This is a genomic window from Pseudomonas rhizosphaerae, from assembly GCF_000761155.1.
GTDB lineage: Bacteria > Pseudomonadota > Gammaproteobacteria > Pseudomonadales > Pseudomonadaceae > Aquipseudomonas > Aquipseudomonas rhizosphaerae.
Window position 1 is genome coordinate 151132 of the sequence record NZ_CP009533.1, and the last position, 14360, is coordinate 165491.

A 14360-nucleotide genomic window follows, 5' to 3' on the forward strand; every position below is an offset into this window, starting at 1 on the left:
AGAACTTGCATGAGCCTGCAAGGTAAAGTTGCACTGGTCACTGGCGCAAGCCGTGGCATTGGCCAGGCGATCGCCCTGGAACTGGGTCGCATGGGCGCTACCGTCATCGGTACCGCCACTTCCGAGAGCGGCGCTGCGCGCATTGCCGCCACGCTCAAGGAGCACGGTATCGAAGGTACGGGCCTGGAGCTCAACGTGTGCAGCGACGAGTCGGTAGCCGCCACCCTGGCCAAGATCCAGGAGCAGTTCGGCGCGCCGGCGATTCTGGTCAACAATGCTGGTATCACCCGCGACAACCTGATGCTGCGCATGAAAGACGACGAATGGCATGACGTGGTCGATACCAACCTCAATAGCCTGTTTCGCCTGTCCAAGGCCGTATTGCGCGGCATGACCAAGGCGCGCTGGGGCCGGATCATCAGTATCGGCTCGGTAGTGGGTGCAATGGGCAACGCCGGCCAAGTAAACTATGCTGCAGCCAAGGCCGGTCTCGAAGGCTTCAGCCGTGCGCTGGCCCGTGAAGTCGGCTCCCGCGCGATCACCGTGAACTCGGTGGCGCCCGGTTTCATCGACACCGACATGACCCGTGAACTGCCTGAAGCACAGCGTGAATCCCTGCAGGTGCAGATTCCGCTGGGCCGACTGGGTCAGGCCGACGAAATCGCCAAAGTGGTGGGTTTCCTGGCTTCCGACGGAGCAGCCTACGTGACAGGGGCTACAATCCCGGTGAACGGCGGCATGTACATGTAAGGGGAAATGTGACGGATTGCTTCAAAAAAATGTCTTACCCGGCATCCAAAATCCGTTATAAAGCTGCATCCGAATTCTAGGTGGCAGGCTTGCGTAGGGTCGCAGTGACGCTTTCAGTTTGAAAAGCCGAGCTTCTTCTATAAACTTACGTACCGGCCAGCCGCCTGACATATGTCCATTAGGAGTGAAAACAAGGTATGAGCACCATCGAAGAACGCGTCAAGAAGATCGTCGCCGAGCAACTGGGCGTCAAAGCGGAGGAGGTCAACAACACTTCTTCCTTCGTTGAAGATCTGGGTGCCGATTCCCTGGACACCGTTGAGCTGGTGATGGCTCTGGAAGAGGAATTCGAAACCGAGATTCCTGACGAAGAAGCCGAGAAGATCACCACTGTTCAAGCTGCCATCGATTACGTCACTGCCCACCAGGCGTAACGTTTTGTAATCGCCGTTGCTTGTCATGGAAAACCGCACTGCCTTCGTTGGCGTGCGGTTTTTTCTTTAGACGGCCGCACGGTGATGTTCCCAGAATAAGGAGAGTGCTGTGTCGCGTAGACGCGTCGTGGTCACAGGTATGGGCATGCTGTCACCGCTGGGCACCGACGTGCCGAGTAGCTGGCAGGGCATCCTGGCCGGCCGCAGTGGCATAGGTCCCATCGAGCATACGGATCTTTCGGCCTATTCGACCCGTTTCGGCGGCTCGGTGAAAGGGTTCGATGTCGAGCAATACCTCTCGGTCAAGGAGGCACGCAAGCTCGACTTGTTCATTCAATACGGTCTGGCAGCGGGTTTCCAGGCAGTACGCAACGCCGGTCTCGAAGTCACCGACGCCAATCGCGAGCGTATCGGCGTGGCCATGGGCTCGGGCATCGGTGGCCTGACCAATATCGAAGAAACCTGCCGCATCATGCACGACAGCGGACCGCGTCGGATTTCGCCGTTCTTCGTACCGGGTTCCATCATCAACATGATCTCCGGTTTCCTGTCGATTCACCTCGGTGCTCAGGGGCCCAACTACGCGATCGCTACGGCCTGCACCACGGGCACCCATTGCATCGGCATGGCGGCGCGCAACATTGCCTATGGCGAAGCTGACGTGATGATCGCCGGCGGCGCGGAAATGGCCGCGTGCGGTCTGGGCATGGGCGGTTTCGGCGCGGCACGTGCCTTGTCCACGCGCAACGACGAGCCGACCCGTGCCAGCCGTCCGTGGGACAAGGGCCGCGATGGCTTTGTCCTGTCCGATGGTGCGGGTGCGCTGGTACTCGAAGAACTCGAGCATGCCCAGGCACGCGGCGCGACCATCTATGCCGAGCTGATCGGTTTCGGCACCAGCGGCGATGCGTTCCACATGACTTCGCCGCCCGAAGACGGCGCCGGCGCCGCGCGCTGCATGGCCAATGCCCTGCGCGATGCTGGCGTCACGCCTGACCAGGTGCAGTACATCAATGCCCATGGCACCTCGACCTCGGCGGGCGACCTGGCCGAGGTCAGCGCCATCAAGACGGTGTTCGGCGAGCATGCCTACAAGCTGGCGGTGAGCTCCACCAAGTCGATGACCGGGCACCTGCTCGGCGCCGCCGGTGCGGTCGAGGCCATTTTCAGCGTGCTGGCCATCAACAGCCAGATGGCGCCGCCGACCATCAACCTGGACGAGCCTGACGAAGGCTGCGACCTGGACTTCGTGCCCCACACCGCCCGTAGCATGCCGATCGACGTGGTGTTGAGCAATTCGTTCGGCTTCGGTGGCACCAACGGTTCCCTGGTGTTCCGGCGCTTCGCCGGTTGATGCAGGCCTGGCTCGACGGGCAGCCATGTGAAGCGCTTGGCCTGAAGAGCCGCGGCCTGGCCTACGGTGATGGGGTGTTCGAAACCGTCGCCGTACGCGGTGGCCAGGCGGTGCTCCTCGAGCGCCACCTGGCGCGCGTTGCGCTGGGCTGCAAGCGTCTGGCCATCGTGGTCGACCTGGCAGTGCTGCGTGATGAAGTTGTCCGCTATGCGGCGGCGCTGGGGGAGGGCGTGCTCAAGCTGATCGTCACCCGTGGCGACAGCGCGCGAGGCTATGCACCCGACCCTCAGGCCAGCGCGCGACGTATTCTGCAAGGCGGGCCAAGCCCCGCCTATCCGCCGACCCATCGCGAGCAGGGTGTGCAACTCTACCCCTGCACCACGCGCCTTGCCGAGCAGCCCTTGCTGGCCGGGCTCAAGCACCTCAATCGTCTGGAACAGGTACTGGCACGCGCCGAATGGACCGACCCCAGCTTCGCCGAAGGCTTGATGCTGGACCTGTCCGGGCGCCTTGTCGAAGGGGTCTACAGCAATCTCTTTCTGGTGATCGACGGAGCGTTGCATACGCCGTCGGTGCAGCGTTGCGGCGTGGCCGGGGTGATGCGCGCCGAGCTGCTGGAACAGGCCGCGGGCTTGGGTCTGCAGGTGATCGTGGACGACCTGTGGCCAGCCGATCTGGCACGGGCCGATGAAGTCTTCGTATGCAACAGTGTCTATGGCGTGTGGCCCGTGCAGGCTTTCACTTCACTGAGGTGGTCGCCGGGACCGCTCACCCGTAAACTGCAAGGCATTGCCCACGCGCTATTGGATGCCTGATTTGTGAAGCGTAAATTTCTGCTGTTGCTGGAGACGCTCATCGTGGTTGCCGCACTGGCAACGGGCGTGGCGGCCTGGAAAGTCGACAGTGCCCTGAACCAGCCTCTGGCGCTTGCTCAAGAACAGCTGCTCGACGTGCCCAACCGCGCCACGCCCGGCGGCACGATCCTGCGCATGGAGGCTGCCGGTACCCTGCGCGATGCGTTCTGGTTGCGCCTGTACTGGCGCTTCAATCGCGCCGGGCAGCCCTTGCATACCGGCGAATACCGAATGACCCCTGGCATGACCGTCAACGATCTGTTCAATGTCTGGCAGCGTGGCGAAGTCGTGCAGTACAGCCTGACCCTGGTCGAAGGCTGGAATTTTCGCCAGGTGCGTACAGCGTTGGCGCGGCAGGAAAAGCTCGAGCAGACCCTGGGCGGCCTCAGCGACAGTGAGGTCATGGTGCGCATCGGTCACCCCAAGGTGTTTCCCGAGGGCCGGTTTTTCCCTGACACCTACAAGTACGTCCGCGGCATGAGTGACGTCGAGTTGCTGCAACAGGCCTACGCGCGACTGGAAGAGGTGCTGGCCAGCGAGTGGGCCGAGCGCGCCGCCAGTGCGCCGTACAGCGAGCCTTACCAGGCGCTGATCATGGCTTCCCTGGTGGAGAAGGAAACCGGTGTGCCCCAGGAGCGCGGCGAGATCGCCGGGGTCTTCGTGCGTCGTCTCAGGACCGGCATGTTGCTGCAGACCGACCCGACCGTGATCTACGGCATGGGCGAGCGCTACAACGGCAAGCTGACCCGCGCCGACCTTCGTGAGCCAACGGCCTACAACACCTATGTGATCGCCGGCATGCCGCCCACGCCGATCGCCATGGTCGGCCGCGAAGCCATTCATGCCGCGCTCAACCCCGTGCCGGGCAGCAGCCTGTATTTCGTTGCACGCGGCGACGGCAGCCATGTCTTTTCCGACGATCTGGACGCGCACAACAACGCCGTGCGCGAGTACCAACTCAAACGTCGCGCCGATTATCGCTCGAGCCCCGCGCCCGTGGCGCCGCCGACCGATAGCGCTACGCGCGAACTACAAGACAGGCCGGACGCCGCCGAGGCGCCTGCCCAATGACTTTGCAAGGACACCCTGTGAGCGGTTTATTCATCACCCTGGAAGGGCCGGAAGGCGCGGGTAAAAGTACCAATCGCGAATACCTGGCCGAGCGTCTGCGCGCCAGCGGGTTGGACGTCGTACTGACCCGCGAGCCCGGCGGCACGCCGCTGGCCGAACGTATCCGCGAGCTGCTGCTGGCACCCAGCGATGAAGCCATGTGCGTGGATACCGAGCTGCTGCTGATGTTCGCCGCACGGGCACAGCACCTGGCCCAGGTGATTCGCCCGGCGCTGGCGCGTGGTGCGGTGGTGTTGTGCGACCGGTTTACCGATGCCACCTACGCCTATCAAGGCGGCGGTCGCGGACTTTCCCAGGAGCGCATCGCGCAGCTGGAAACCTTCGTCCAGGGCACGCTGCGTCCGGACCTTACGCTGGTGTTCGACCTGCCCGTGGAAATCGGCCTGGCCCGTGCCAGCGCCCGCGGTCGCCTGGACCGCTTCGAGCAGGAGGGGCGGGCGTTCTTCGAGGCCGTGCGCGGCGCCTACCTGGCCCGCGCCGCCGCGGCGCCGTCGCGCTACCGGGTGATCGATGCCGCACAGAGCCTGGCCCAGGTGCAACAGGCGCTGGATGCGCTGCTGCCCGAACTGCGAGGCCTGCCGCGTGGCTGAGGCCTACCCCTGGCAGGACGAGCTGTGGCACAGGCTGGCCGGGCGTACCCAGCACGCCCACGCCTATCTGCTGCACGGGCCGCAGGGCATCGGCAAGCGTGCTCTTGCCGAGCGGTTGATGGCGTTGCTGCTGTGCCAGCGCCCCGCCGCGCAGCAGGCGTGTGGTGCGTGCAAGTCCTGCTTGCTGCTGCAGGCCGGTAGCCATCCGGATAATTTCATCCTGGAACCTGAAGAAGCGGACAAGGCGATCAAGGTCGACCAGGTCCGCGACCTGGTGGGGTTCATCGTGCAGACAGCGCAGATGGGTGGGCGCAAGGTGGTGCTGGTCGAGCCTGCCGAGGCCATGAACATCAATGCAGCCAACGCCTTGCTCAAAAGCCTGGAAGAGCCTTCGGGCAATACCGTGCTGCTGTTGGTCAGCCATCAACCCAGTCGCTTGCTGCCCACGGTCAAGAGCCGCTGCGTGCAGCAGGCCTGCCCGCTGCCCAGCCAAGCGGTCAGCCTGCAGTGGCTGGCCACGGCGTTGCCGGAAGTGGACGAGGCTGCGCGCATCGATCTCCTGGCCCTGGCCGCAGGCTCGCCGTTGGCGGTCGTCAGGTTGCAGGCCGCCGGCATCGTCGAGCAGCGGGCGCTGGTGGTCGACGGCGTGAAGAAACTGCTCAAAGGGCAGCAGACGCCGAGCCAGTTGGCCGATGCCTGGAGCGGGGTGCCGCTGCTGCTGCTGTTCGACTGGTTCTGCGACTGGTCGAATCTGCTGTTGCGTTATCGCCTGACGGCGGACGAGCAGGGCCTGGGCTTGAGCGACATGCGCAAGGTGCTGCAATATCTGGCGGACAAGAGCACCCAGAATAAGGTGCTGGACATTCAGGACTGGGTGCTAATGCAGCGCCAGAAGGTCCTGGCCAAGGCCAACCTGAATCGGGTACTGCTGATCGAAGCGCTGCTGGTTTCCTGGATGGCCTTGCCGGGGCAGAGGTGATGGGTGCATTGTGATCGGACGCTGGTCGTAGTTGGTCTGATATACCGCAGCGATACCTGACGCGGCTCGCGCCGCTGCTACAGGGGCGGGCAAATGCGGCTTGCGCCAACCCCTGTAGCAGCGGCGCAAGCCGCGTCAGGGCGCACGGGATTTTTCCGATGCAACGCGGCAATGCCAAACGTGGCCATAGAAATCGACAATCATAAGGGAGCACGAATGAATCAACCCGTCAGTCCCGGACCGCGCAACGGTATTCTGTCCCTGACCATAAAGGACAAGGCCGTCCTGTACGCTGCCTACATGCCGTTCATCAAGAACGGAGGCTTGTTCATTCCCACCAGCAAGAGCTACAAGCTGGGCGATGAGTTGTTCATGCTGCTCAACCTGATGGATGAGCCGGAAAAGATTCCCGTCGCCGGCCGCGTCGCCTGGATCACCCCCAAAGGGGCACAGGGCAACCGTGCCGCAGGCGTGGGCGTGCAGTTCAACGATGGCGACAACACCGCGCGCAACAAGATCGAAACCTACCTGGCCGGCGCCCTGAAGTCCGACCGTCCCACTCACACGATGTAGTTTGCCTATCCCCATGCTTGTAGATTCCCACTGTCACCTGGATCGCCTCGACCTCGCCGAGCACAACGGCTGCCTGGACACCGCGCTCGATGCCGCGCGCGCCTGCGGTGTCGGCCACTTCCTGTGCATCGGTGTCAGCGCCGACAACGCCGCCGCAGTCAAGGCCCTGGCTGCTCGCTACGACGATGTCGACTGCTCGGTCGGCATTCATCCCCTGGACCTTGCTCCCGGCCAACCCCCTGCACTGGACTGGCTCATGGGCGAGCTCGACGACCCGCGCGTAGTGGCGATCGGCGAGACCGGCCTGGATTACCACTACGAACCCGAGGCTGCGGAGTTGCAGCAGGCGTCGTTCCGGCTGCACCTGCAGGCGGCCAACCTGACCGGCAAACCGGTCATCGTGCATACCCGTGGCGCCCAAGCCGACACCCTGGCCTTGTTGCGCGAGGCACAATTGCCCCAGGCCGGCGTGCTGCATTGCTTTACCGAGGACTGGGAGATGGCCAAGGCGGCCCTGGACGTGGGTTTCTACATTTCATTGTCCGGCATTGTGACGTTTCGCAACGCCGATGCCCTGCGCGAAGTCGCCCGGCAAGTGCCCGCCGATCGCCTGCTGGTGGAAACCGACTCGCCGTACCTTGCGCCCATCCCCTACCGCGGCAAGTCCAATCTGCCACAGTACGTGCGTGAAGTGGCACAGTGCATCGCCACGGTCCGTGGCGAGACGTTCGAAAGCCTGGCCGAGCGTACCACCGACAATTTCTGCCGGCTGTTCCCCCTGGCGCGGGTTCGTCGCCAGGCTTGAGTCGGCGCGGGCAAAAAAGAACCCGGGTTCTTGGGGAGAGAATTCCGGGTCAAGACCATCAGGAGTCACAACAGGCGTATGGTCTATCAACGCCTTGCCGACGCGTCACTTGGGGGGGTATGACGCGACGACAGTTCAAGTATCGTCGAGCGCGTGCGGGGCGCCAGTGCGTGCAGGCGGTTTCTTAAACGGATTTGGAATACGTCCGGGATTGCTCAGCACCGATTTCAGGGTTGCGTGGCATATCCGCCATAACGCCAGAGATTTTGGATGATCCGTGCATTTTGACCTCATACAGGCATAATGACGGCCTTCGCTTTCGATCCAGTCCTTCCTATGCAAAAAGAACCTCGTAAGGTCCGTGAGTTTCGCCGCCGCGAGCAGGAAATCCTCGACACCGCGCTTGCGCTCTTTCTCGAGCAGGGCGAAGACAGCGTCACGGTCGAGTTGATCGCCGACACTGTGGGTATCGGCAAAGGCACCATCTACAAGCACTTCAAGTCCAAGGCCGAGATCTACCTGCGGCTGATGCTCGACTACGAGCGCGATTTGAACGCACTGCTGCATTCCGCCGACATCGATCGCGACAAGGAAGCCTTGTCCCGTGCCTACTTCGAATTTCGCATGCGCGATCCCCAGCGCTACCGACTGTTCGACAGGCTCGAAGAAAAGGTGGTCAAGGGCAATCAGGTGCCCGAGCTCGTCGAGCAGCTGCACACGATTCGCGCGTCCAATTTCGAGCGACTCACGTTCCTCATCGAAGGACGGATCAGCGAAGGCAAGCTGGAGGATGTACCGCCGTACTTCCACTACTGCGCGGCCTGGGCACTGGTACACGGCGCCGTGGCGTTGTATCACTCGCCGTTCTGGAGCAACGTGCTGGAAGATCAGGAAGGCTTCTTCCAGTTCCTGATGGACATCGGCGTGCGCATGGGCAACAAGCGCAAGCGCGATCCTGAACTGCCAAGCCCGAAAGAATCCTGAGCCCCAGGCATCCCGAGCCCCGGAAACTGGCGCAGAAGCTGCATCACGTAGCTGATCGCCGGGATCTTGTCGCCGGCTCTGGAGGATGCATGCGTAACCTGGTCGTGCTGCTGGCGCTGTTGGCGTTGAGCGGTTGCATGAAGGTCAGTGATCTGGGCGAGGGCGCTCGTTATCATCTGAGCGATGCGGGCGTGCTGAACCACAGCGAAACGCGCCGGTTCAACAACCTGCGCGTGCAGCCTGACTCGTTCATCTACATCGGCCAGGGCTCGTTCGTGCCTGCGGGCGGGGCCTACCCTCGGCCCAATGTGGTCGCCGAAGAAGCCTTCCAGGCTTTTGTCGAATATTTCCCCCTGGTGCGCCGTGCTCCTGCACCGCTCGGCTTGGAACAGGCCCTGGGTGAAGCACGCAATGCCGGCGCGCATTATCTGCTCTATGCTCGTTTCGCACGGGCCGATGACCGTATCGGCAATGCGGACGAGTGGGCCGATCAGGAAGCGCTGGATCGGCTCGGCGTCGACAGCAGCGTGATCCAGATCATGCTCATCGAAACCAGCACCCGCTACCTCATCGACACCGCAACCATTCGTAGCCGCGGCGGGCTGCTGACCATGCGTGACAACAAACCGGAAGATTTGCTTGGCCCACCCCTGGAGGACTACGCTCGTAGCCTGTTGGGCGTAAGCCGCTAAGGAGACAGGCATGACGGGCAAGGCCGACGATTTGCTGGCGCACATTCCCACCGCGCAAAAGGGCCTACCACCCGTGCATTTGTGGAACCCCGAGTTCTGCGGGCACATCGACATGCGCATCGCCCGTGATGGCACCTGGTTCTACCAGGGCACGCCGATTGCTCGGCCGGCGATGGTCAAGTTGTTCGCCGGGATTCTGCGCCGTGATGGCGACGAATACGTGCTGGTCACTCCGGTGGAAAAGGTCGGCATCGTCGTCGACGACGCGCCGTTCGTGGCCATCGACATGCAGGTGCTGGGTGAGGGCGAGCAGCAGTCGCTGCGTTTCACCAGCAATGTCGAAGACACCTTCGAGGCCTGCGCGGAGCACCCGCTGCGGGTGGAGATCGATTCGGGTACCCAGGAGCCTTCGCCCTACGTGCGCGTGCGCACCAACCTGGAGGCACGTATTCACCGCAACGTGTTCTACCGTCTCGTCGAGCTGGCCGTTGTGCGTGACGGCTGGCTGGGGGTGTGGAGCGGTGGTGTGTTCTTTCCCATCGCCCAGGATCCAGAGCAATAACGGCAACCGCCGCCCTGCCAGCAATGGCAGGGCGGCAGCCGCTGGGTTCAGGCGATCATTTCTGTGGCGTCAGGGTCAGCCGCTTGATGCCGTAGGCTTTCTCGAAGTTCTGCGGCTGCATCGGGAAGCTGACGTATTGCCCCTTGAGCCAGGCATCGATGCCGTCAGCGTAGTTGGTACTGGCCGGATTGCTCGATTGCCCGCCGCTGTTCAAGCCGATCATCGGCTCGGCCTGGGCGAAGTCGACGACGATGCGCAGAGAGGGTATCGATGCGGTATCGAAGTTATCGCCCCAACGGTAGGGCGCGGCATTCAACGTCGTGTGATCGCCACCGCTGGCGACCGGGCCACGGACCGCCCGCCCACTGGCGTCGGTCCAGGTGGTGCGGTGCAAGCGACCCCACTGCCATGTGCCTTGATCGTTGCCCAACTGCGCTTCGCCGGCGCTGACCGCCGCAGCCAGGCTGCGGGCCAGGATGGCGGGCTTGTCTTCCTTCTGCGGGGTGCTCACGTCGTCCCAGAACGGGCTGTCGTCGCGCCCTAGCAGGTGGTCGGCCTGGGCCGAGTAGGAAGCCATGCCCTGAGCGACGAAGGCCTTCCAGGCGGCGCTGTCGACCGGCCCCAGTTCGTCGAGGAAGGTGCGCTGCATGCTTTGTTGCAGAAACAGCTCGTACAACGCGGCGTCGGCGGACTGTGCGCTCAGGCGACCATCGAAAGCCATCAGGCGGGTGTAGGCTTCCCGGGCCTTGGTGCGATCGGCATCGGGCAAGGCATCGATGGCGCTTTTCAGCGGCTGGGCCATGCCGGGCGCAAGAAACATCTTCTTCAGCTTGGCAGCAAACAGAGTGGTCTGGTCGGACTGCATGGCGATCATGCTGCGGGTATCGTGCTTGCCAGCGCCGGCCAGCTCGGCCAGGCGTTCGCTGCGTTCGGGGTAGTACCAGGCGTTGGACAGCTGGATACCGTAGCCGGGCGGTACGATGCGCTGGTTGGCGGTACCCAGCCAGCCCTGCGGCGGATCCTGGTCGTAGGGGTGCAGCATGGGGTCGGCCAGGCCATCCCAGTCATACCGGCCATCCCAGCCGGGCGAGGGCAGCATGCCTTTGCCTTCGAGGCGGTTGGGGAAACGACCGGTGACCTGCCAGCCGATGCTGTTGGCGTCGGCGAACAGCAGGTTGGTAGCCACCGCGCGGATCTGCCGGCTGGCATCCGAGGCCTTCTCGACATTGCTGGCGCGCGACAGGTCGAACAGGGCGTCCAGGCTCTTGTCTTCGGCCAGGTCCGGCAGTTGCACGGCCACGCCATAGCCGCCGGAGGCCGGAAGCCCGGCGATGTCGTTGAGCAGCGGGCCATGGTTGGTTTCGTAGACGGCTTCGCGCAAGGGTCGCTGCCCCTTGGCCAGGTAGTTTTCCTGACGCACCCGTGCCGGCTGCCATTTGCCGTTGGCTTGATACAGCACGCGACCGCCTTCGCTTTTGACCTTTTCCAGGAACAGATCCTGGTTGTCACCCATCACCGCCGACATGCCCCAGGCCACTTGACCATTGAAACCGGCCAGCACCCCCGGCAGACCGGCCAGGGCGACACCTGCGGCCTGATAGCGAGGCGCACGCAGTTGCACGAAGCTCCAGGCAGACTGAACGCCAATGACCGCGTGGGTGTCGTTGGCAAACAGGCTTTTACCGGCGCGTGCGCGTTGCGGGGCGATGGCCCAGTTGCTGGAGCTTGGCGCGCCCAGCTGCTCGAGTTCGCGACTCATCGTGCCCAGGCCGGACAGGTTGGCCAGCGCGCCGCCCAGGGATACGCCCTTGAGTTTTTCGGCTTCGGCAAAGGGCAGGCTTTCGTCTGGATAGACCGGCAGCAGCCAGGCCAGTTTGTCCGTGCCCACTTTCTGCGCCAGCACCAGCGAGCCCAGTTCCTCCTGCAGATTCAGTGATTGGCTGAACGACCACAGGGCGAACATCAACGCCGAGTCTTCGGCCTTCCAGTATTCAGGGGTGTAGTTGCCCAGCGGCGCTGGCAGTTTGCCGCGATAGCGGAACAGGTAGGCATTCACGCCTCGTGCATAGACATCGAAGAAACGCTTGAGCCGGGGCGAGGCGGCGGCGTAGAGCTGATCGGCATTTTTCTTGAGATTGATTTTGCGCAGCAGGCGGTCGCCGTCCAGTGCTTCAACCCCGTCCAGCTCGGCCAGCCGTCCCTGGGCCAGCAGGCGCATGCGCACCATCTGGGTGATACGGTCGCTGGCGGCGACGTAGCCCTGAGCAAACAGGGCATCGTGAAACGTGTTGCTTTCGATCAGCGGCATGCCCAGGCCGTTGCGCCGCACCGAGACATTCTGCGCCAGGCCCTTGAGCGGCTGCACGCCCACGCTGGGCGGCAGACCTTGTTCGGCGGAGCCGCCCAGCCATTGTTGACAGCCAGTGAGGCTGAGCATGCCCGTCACCACGGCAGCGCAGCCGAACTTGGGCATGAAGAAAGAACGGGCGGGCGAGGCCATGGCGAAGCTCCTGCGGGGGCTGGCGTAAAAGGCGCTACGTTAGAGAGGGCGACGGCGACGCGCAAGCGTCAGGCGGGGGTTATTTTCGCTGCGCCCGAGCCGTTTGCAGGCCGACCGCAGTGTGCCGAGCCTGGGCCTGGCGCAGGGGCTGCACGGAGGCAGCCCCTCGAGTGCTGGCTCGGCTCAGGCGCCGTGGCACTTCTTGAACTTCTTGTCGCTGCCGCACGGGCAGGGATCGTTGCGGCCGACGTCCTTGAGGGCATTGCGCACCGGTTCCTGCGGGGCATGATTGCAGTGCGGACCGTGTACGTGACCGTGGTCGTGGTCGTGATGGTGGTCATGCGCGTGGTCGTGATCGTGGTTGCAGTCAGGACCGTGCACGTGGGGCTGTTGGGACATCGAGAACACTCCGGAATTGAGATTGGCCGGAATTATCTCACTTGGGCTTCGGAAAAGAAGGTCTGCAGGAAGAATCTTTGCACAGGCTCAGCGACCGGACAGGCCACGGGCGTCGAGTTCACCCGTGTGATTCAACACCACGTCGTGACCGAACAGCACCCCGGTACGCAATTCACCGCGCAGTTGGTAGCGGATCGGTCGATCCGGATGCTTGAGCAGCTTCGACAACTCGCGGGCGTGTTGCCAGAGATTGGTGCGCACCGGCACCTCGTAATATTCGCCGCTTCTGCCGGTCACGCTGAACCAGTCGCTGGTATCGCCTTCGGTCAGCAACATGTCTTCCAGGCGCACGCTGTAGCTCATGCCGCGCACGGGCAGGCTGCGAGCATTGGGGTTGTCGATACGAAACCGCAGGATGAAGCGTTGCTGCAGCATATTGGCCTTGACCACTTCGACCTTGACCAGATGCACCTGGGGATCCTGGTAATTACCGGTGAACCAGGTGGCGCACCCCGTCAGTCCCAGCACTGAAAGCAGGCCGATGCTGCGCAGAACGAGAGTGCAGGCGGACATGGCGCGGACCTCTGGATTTGCCCCTGAGTCTAACAAGGCCCGCGCGCATGACAAGGGTGAGCTTGTTGCGCCGAAACATCGTGGTCCATAATCACCGCTACGGTGCTGGCCCTTCGGCATCTTTCTGCACGTCCCCCCACTGGCAGCGACGTCATGCCTGGAGAGTTGCCATGAGCTTCTACGAGATCGCTTTCAGTGGCGAATGCCTGCCTGGCGCGTCGCTGGATCAAGTCAAGAGCAACCTGGCGACCTTGTTCAAGGCCGACGCCCCACGCATCGAGTTGCTGTTCTCCGGGCGCCGCCTGGTCCTCAAGAACAACCTGGATGTCCAGGCGGCAGAAAAGTACCGTGCCGCCCTGGCCCGCGCCGGGGCGGTGGCACGCATCGAGGAGATGGCTCAGGAGATCGAAGAAATCATCATGACCGCGCCCGCCGCGGCAGGTGATTTCGGCCAGAAACCCATGGCCGTGGCACGCCGCGCCGAAGTCGTGCCGCGCGATGCCTACATGGCGGCGTTCGTGGCCGTCGACGCCCCTGATTTCGCCATCGCCGAAGTGGGCGCCGACCTGCAGGACGAAAAACCCGCTGCACGTTCGCCGAACCTCGACCTGCAGCAATTCAGCCTGGCACCGACGGGCAGCGACATGGGGCAGTTGCGCCACGAGCAAAGCGTTCAGGTGCCGGACATCTCCCATCTCAAGGTCATTGGATGATGTAGCTGGCGCAGCACTTCTTGAACTTTTGCCCGCTGGCGCAGGGGCAACTGTCGTTGCGGCTGGCCTTGAGCGGGACCGTTGGGTCGATGAAGTACCAGCGGCCGTCGTGCTGCACGAAGGCGGAGCGTTCGCGGTGGCAGTGTTCGCCGGCGCTGTCGTGCCAGCGGGCGCTGAAGGTCACGAAGGCATGTTCGGGTTGGCCGCCGAAGACTTCCGCCGCAACGACCTCCAGGCCCAGCCAGGTGCTCTGCGAACTCCATTGGGCAATGGCCGTGCGGTCCAGGCCGGCCTGCTGGACGTGCAGGGTGGTGGCCACCAGGTAGTCGACCAGCCCCAGTACGTAAGCGCTGTAGCGTGAGCGCATCAGGCTCTGCGCATCGGGGGCCGGCTGGCCTTCGTGATAGCGGCCGCAACAGGCTGACAGCAGGTTGCCACTTGCGCACGGACAGATCGAAACACTCATG

The 14360-nt window shown here is 63.3% G+C and carries 17 protein-coding genes; 13 read left to right on the plus strand and 4 right to left on the minus strand.

Annotation, left to right across the window (positions count from 1 at the left end; translation table 11 throughout):
• Positions 1-9 precede the first annotated feature (9 nt).
• The 12 genes from fabG to LT40_RS00765 all read left to right on the plus strand — a co-directional run bounded on the left by fabG (position 10) and on the right by LT40_RS00765 (position 9708).
• The gene (gene fabG / locus LT40_RS00710) at positions 10-750 is read left to right on the plus strand and encodes a 3-oxoacyl-ACP reductase FabG (protein ID WP_043185220.1); all 741 of its coding nucleotides are present in this window, start codon (positions 10-12) and stop codon (positions 748-750) included.
• A 197-nt stretch (positions 751-947) separates the two neighbouring features.
• Entirely contained in the window at positions 948-1184 is a 237-nt protein-coding gene (acpP, locus tag LT40_RS00715; protein ID WP_043185221.1) for an acyl carrier protein, read from the plus strand.
• Positions 1185-1293: 109 nt separating this feature from the next.
• Positions 1294-2538, plus strand: a complete 1245-nt coding sequence (gene fabF / locus LT40_RS00720; RefSeq protein WP_043185223.1) for a beta-ketoacyl-ACP synthase II — start codon at positions 1294-1296, stop codon at positions 2536-2538.
• Complete coding sequence (pabC, locus tag LT40_RS00725) at positions 2538-3353, plus strand: aminodeoxychorismate lyase (protein ID WP_043185224.1); 816 nt, start codon at positions 2538-2540, stop codon at positions 3351-3353. Before fabF ends, pabC begins: the two co-directional genes overlap by 1 nt.
• A 3-nt stretch (positions 3354-3356) precedes the next feature.
• Positions 3357-4463, plus strand: a complete 1107-nt coding sequence (gene mltG / locus LT40_RS00730) for an endolytic transglycosylase MltG (RefSeq protein ID WP_052393167.1) — start codon at positions 3357-3359, stop codon at positions 4461-4463.
• Between the two features lie 17 nt (positions 4464-4480).
• A complete protein-coding gene (gene tmk / locus LT40_RS00735; RefSeq protein ID WP_043185225.1) occupies positions 4481-5113 on the plus strand; it encodes a dTMP kinase in 633 nt (210 codons plus the stop codon).
• Positions 5106-6092 (plus strand): DNA polymerase III subunit delta', encoded by a 987-nt coding sequence (locus LT40_RS00740; protein WP_043193195.1) that lies wholly within the window; start codon positions 5106-5108, stop codon positions 6090-6092. Before tmk ends, LT40_RS00740 begins: the two co-directional genes overlap by 8 nt.
• 216 nt (positions 6093-6308) lie before the next feature.
• On the plus strand, positions 6309-6665 hold the full coding sequence (locus tag LT40_RS00745) for a PilZ domain-containing protein (RefSeq protein ID WP_043185228.1): 357 nt from the start codon (positions 6309-6311) through the stop codon (positions 6663-6665).
• Positions 6666-6678: 13 nt separating this feature from the next.
• Complete coding sequence (locus tag LT40_RS00750; RefSeq protein WP_043185229.1) at positions 6679-7470, plus strand: TatD family hydrolase; 792 nt, start codon at positions 6679-6681, stop codon at positions 7468-7470.
• A 336-nt stretch (positions 7471-7806) separates the two neighbouring features.
• Complete coding sequence (locus LT40_RS00755) at positions 7807-8454, plus strand: TetR/AcrR family transcriptional regulator (RefSeq protein WP_043185232.1); 648 nt, start codon at positions 7807-7809, stop codon at positions 8452-8454.
• 89 nt (positions 8455-8543) lie between these two features.
• Positions 8544-9146 carry a DUF4823 domain-containing protein gene (locus LT40_RS00760; RefSeq protein ID WP_043185234.1) on the plus strand — a complete coding sequence of 201 codons (603 nt, stop codon included), beginning with the start codon at positions 8544-8546 and terminating at the stop codon, positions 9144-9146.
• 10 nt (positions 9147-9156) lie between these two features.
• Positions 9157-9708: a DUF1285 domain-containing protein gene (locus LT40_RS00765; protein ID WP_043185236.1), complete on the plus strand. Its 552-nt coding sequence runs from the start codon at positions 9157-9159 to the stop codon at positions 9706-9708.
• Positions 9709-9763: 55 nt separating this feature from the next.
• On the opposite strand, the gene LT40_RS00770 is transcribed toward LT40_RS00765, so the two are convergent.
• The 3 genes from LT40_RS00770 to LT40_RS00780 all read right to left on the minus strand — a co-directional run bounded on the left by LT40_RS00770 (position 9764) and on the right by LT40_RS00780 (position 13180).
• Complete coding sequence (locus LT40_RS00770; RefSeq protein WP_043185238.1) at positions 9764-12208, minus strand: penicillin acylase family protein; 2445 nt, start codon at positions 12206-12208, stop codon at positions 9764-9766.
• A 183-nt stretch (positions 12209-12391) separates the two neighbouring features.
• Positions 12392-12607, minus strand: coding sequence for an SEC-C metal-binding domain-containing protein (locus tag LT40_RS00775; RefSeq protein ID WP_043185240.1), 216 nt, complete (start codon positions 12605-12607; stop codon positions 12392-12394).
• An 87-nt stretch (positions 12608-12694) separates the two neighbouring features.
• Positions 12695-13180, minus strand: a complete 486-nt coding sequence (locus LT40_RS00780; RefSeq protein WP_043185242.1) for an LEA/WHy family protein — start codon at positions 13178-13180, stop codon at positions 12695-12697.
• 170 nt (positions 13181-13350) lie between these two features.
• Between LT40_RS00780 and LT40_RS00785 the strand changes: the two genes are divergently transcribed.
• Positions 13351-13893: a hypothetical protein gene (locus LT40_RS00785; RefSeq protein WP_043185245.1), complete on the plus strand. Its 543-nt coding sequence runs from the start codon at positions 13351-13353 to the stop codon at positions 13891-13893.
• On the opposite strand, the gene LT40_RS00790 is transcribed toward LT40_RS00785, so the two are convergent.
• A complete protein-coding gene (locus LT40_RS00790) occupies positions 13883-14359 on the minus strand; it encodes a YchJ family protein (protein ID WP_043185247.1) in 477 nt (158 codons plus the stop codon). The genes LT40_RS00785 and LT40_RS00790 overlap by 11 nt on opposite strands.
• Position 14360: the final 1 nt, after the last annotated feature.

Coding starts and splice junctions, on each gene's coding strand:
- fabG (WP_043185220.1), top strand. CDS start 10: ATGAGCCTGCAAGGTAAAGTTGCACTGGTCACTGGCGCAAGCCGTGGC.
- acpP (WP_043185221.1), top strand. CDS start 948: ATGAGCACCATCGAAGAACGCGTCAAGAAGATCGTCGCCGAGCAACTG.
- pabC (WP_043185224.1), top strand. CDS start 2,538: ATGCAGGCCTGGCTCGACGGGCAGCCATGTGAAGCGCTTGGCCTGAAG.
- LT40_RS00745 (WP_043185228.1), top strand. CDS start 6,309: ATGAATCAACCCGTCAGTCCCGGACCGCGCAACGGTATTCTGTCCCTG.
- LT40_RS00750 (WP_043185229.1), top strand. CDS start 6,679: ATGCTTGTAGATTCCCACTGTCACCTGGATCGCCTCGACCTCGCCGAG.
- LT40_RS00755 (WP_043185232.1), top strand. CDS start 7,807: ATGCAAAAAGAACCTCGTAAGGTCCGTGAGTTTCGCCGCCGCGAGCAG.
- LT40_RS00760 (WP_043185234.1), top strand. CDS start 8,544: ATGCGTAACCTGGTCGTGCTGCTGGCGCTGTTGGCGTTGAGCGGTTGC.
- LT40_RS00765 (WP_043185236.1), top strand. CDS start 9,157: ATGACGGGCAAGGCCGACGATTTGCTGGCGCACATTCCCACCGCGCAA.
- LT40_RS00770 (WP_043185238.1), bottom strand. CDS start 12,208: ATGGCCTCGCCCGCCCGTTCTTTCTTCATGCCCAAGTTCGGCTGCGCT.
- LT40_RS00775 (WP_043185240.1), bottom strand. CDS start 12,607: ATGTCCCAACAGCCCCACGTGCACGGTCCTGACTGCAACCACGATCAC.
- LT40_RS00780 (WP_043185242.1), bottom strand. CDS start 13,180: ATGTCCGCCTGCACTCTCGTTCTGCGCAGCATCGGCCTGCTTTCAGTG.
- LT40_RS00785 (WP_043185245.1), top strand. CDS start 13,351: ATGAGCTTCTACGAGATCGCTTTCAGTGGCGAATGCCTGCCTGGCGCG.
- LT40_RS00790 (WP_043185247.1), bottom strand. CDS start 14,359: ATGAGTGTTTCGATCTGTCCGTGCGCAAGTGGCAACCTGCTGTCAGCC.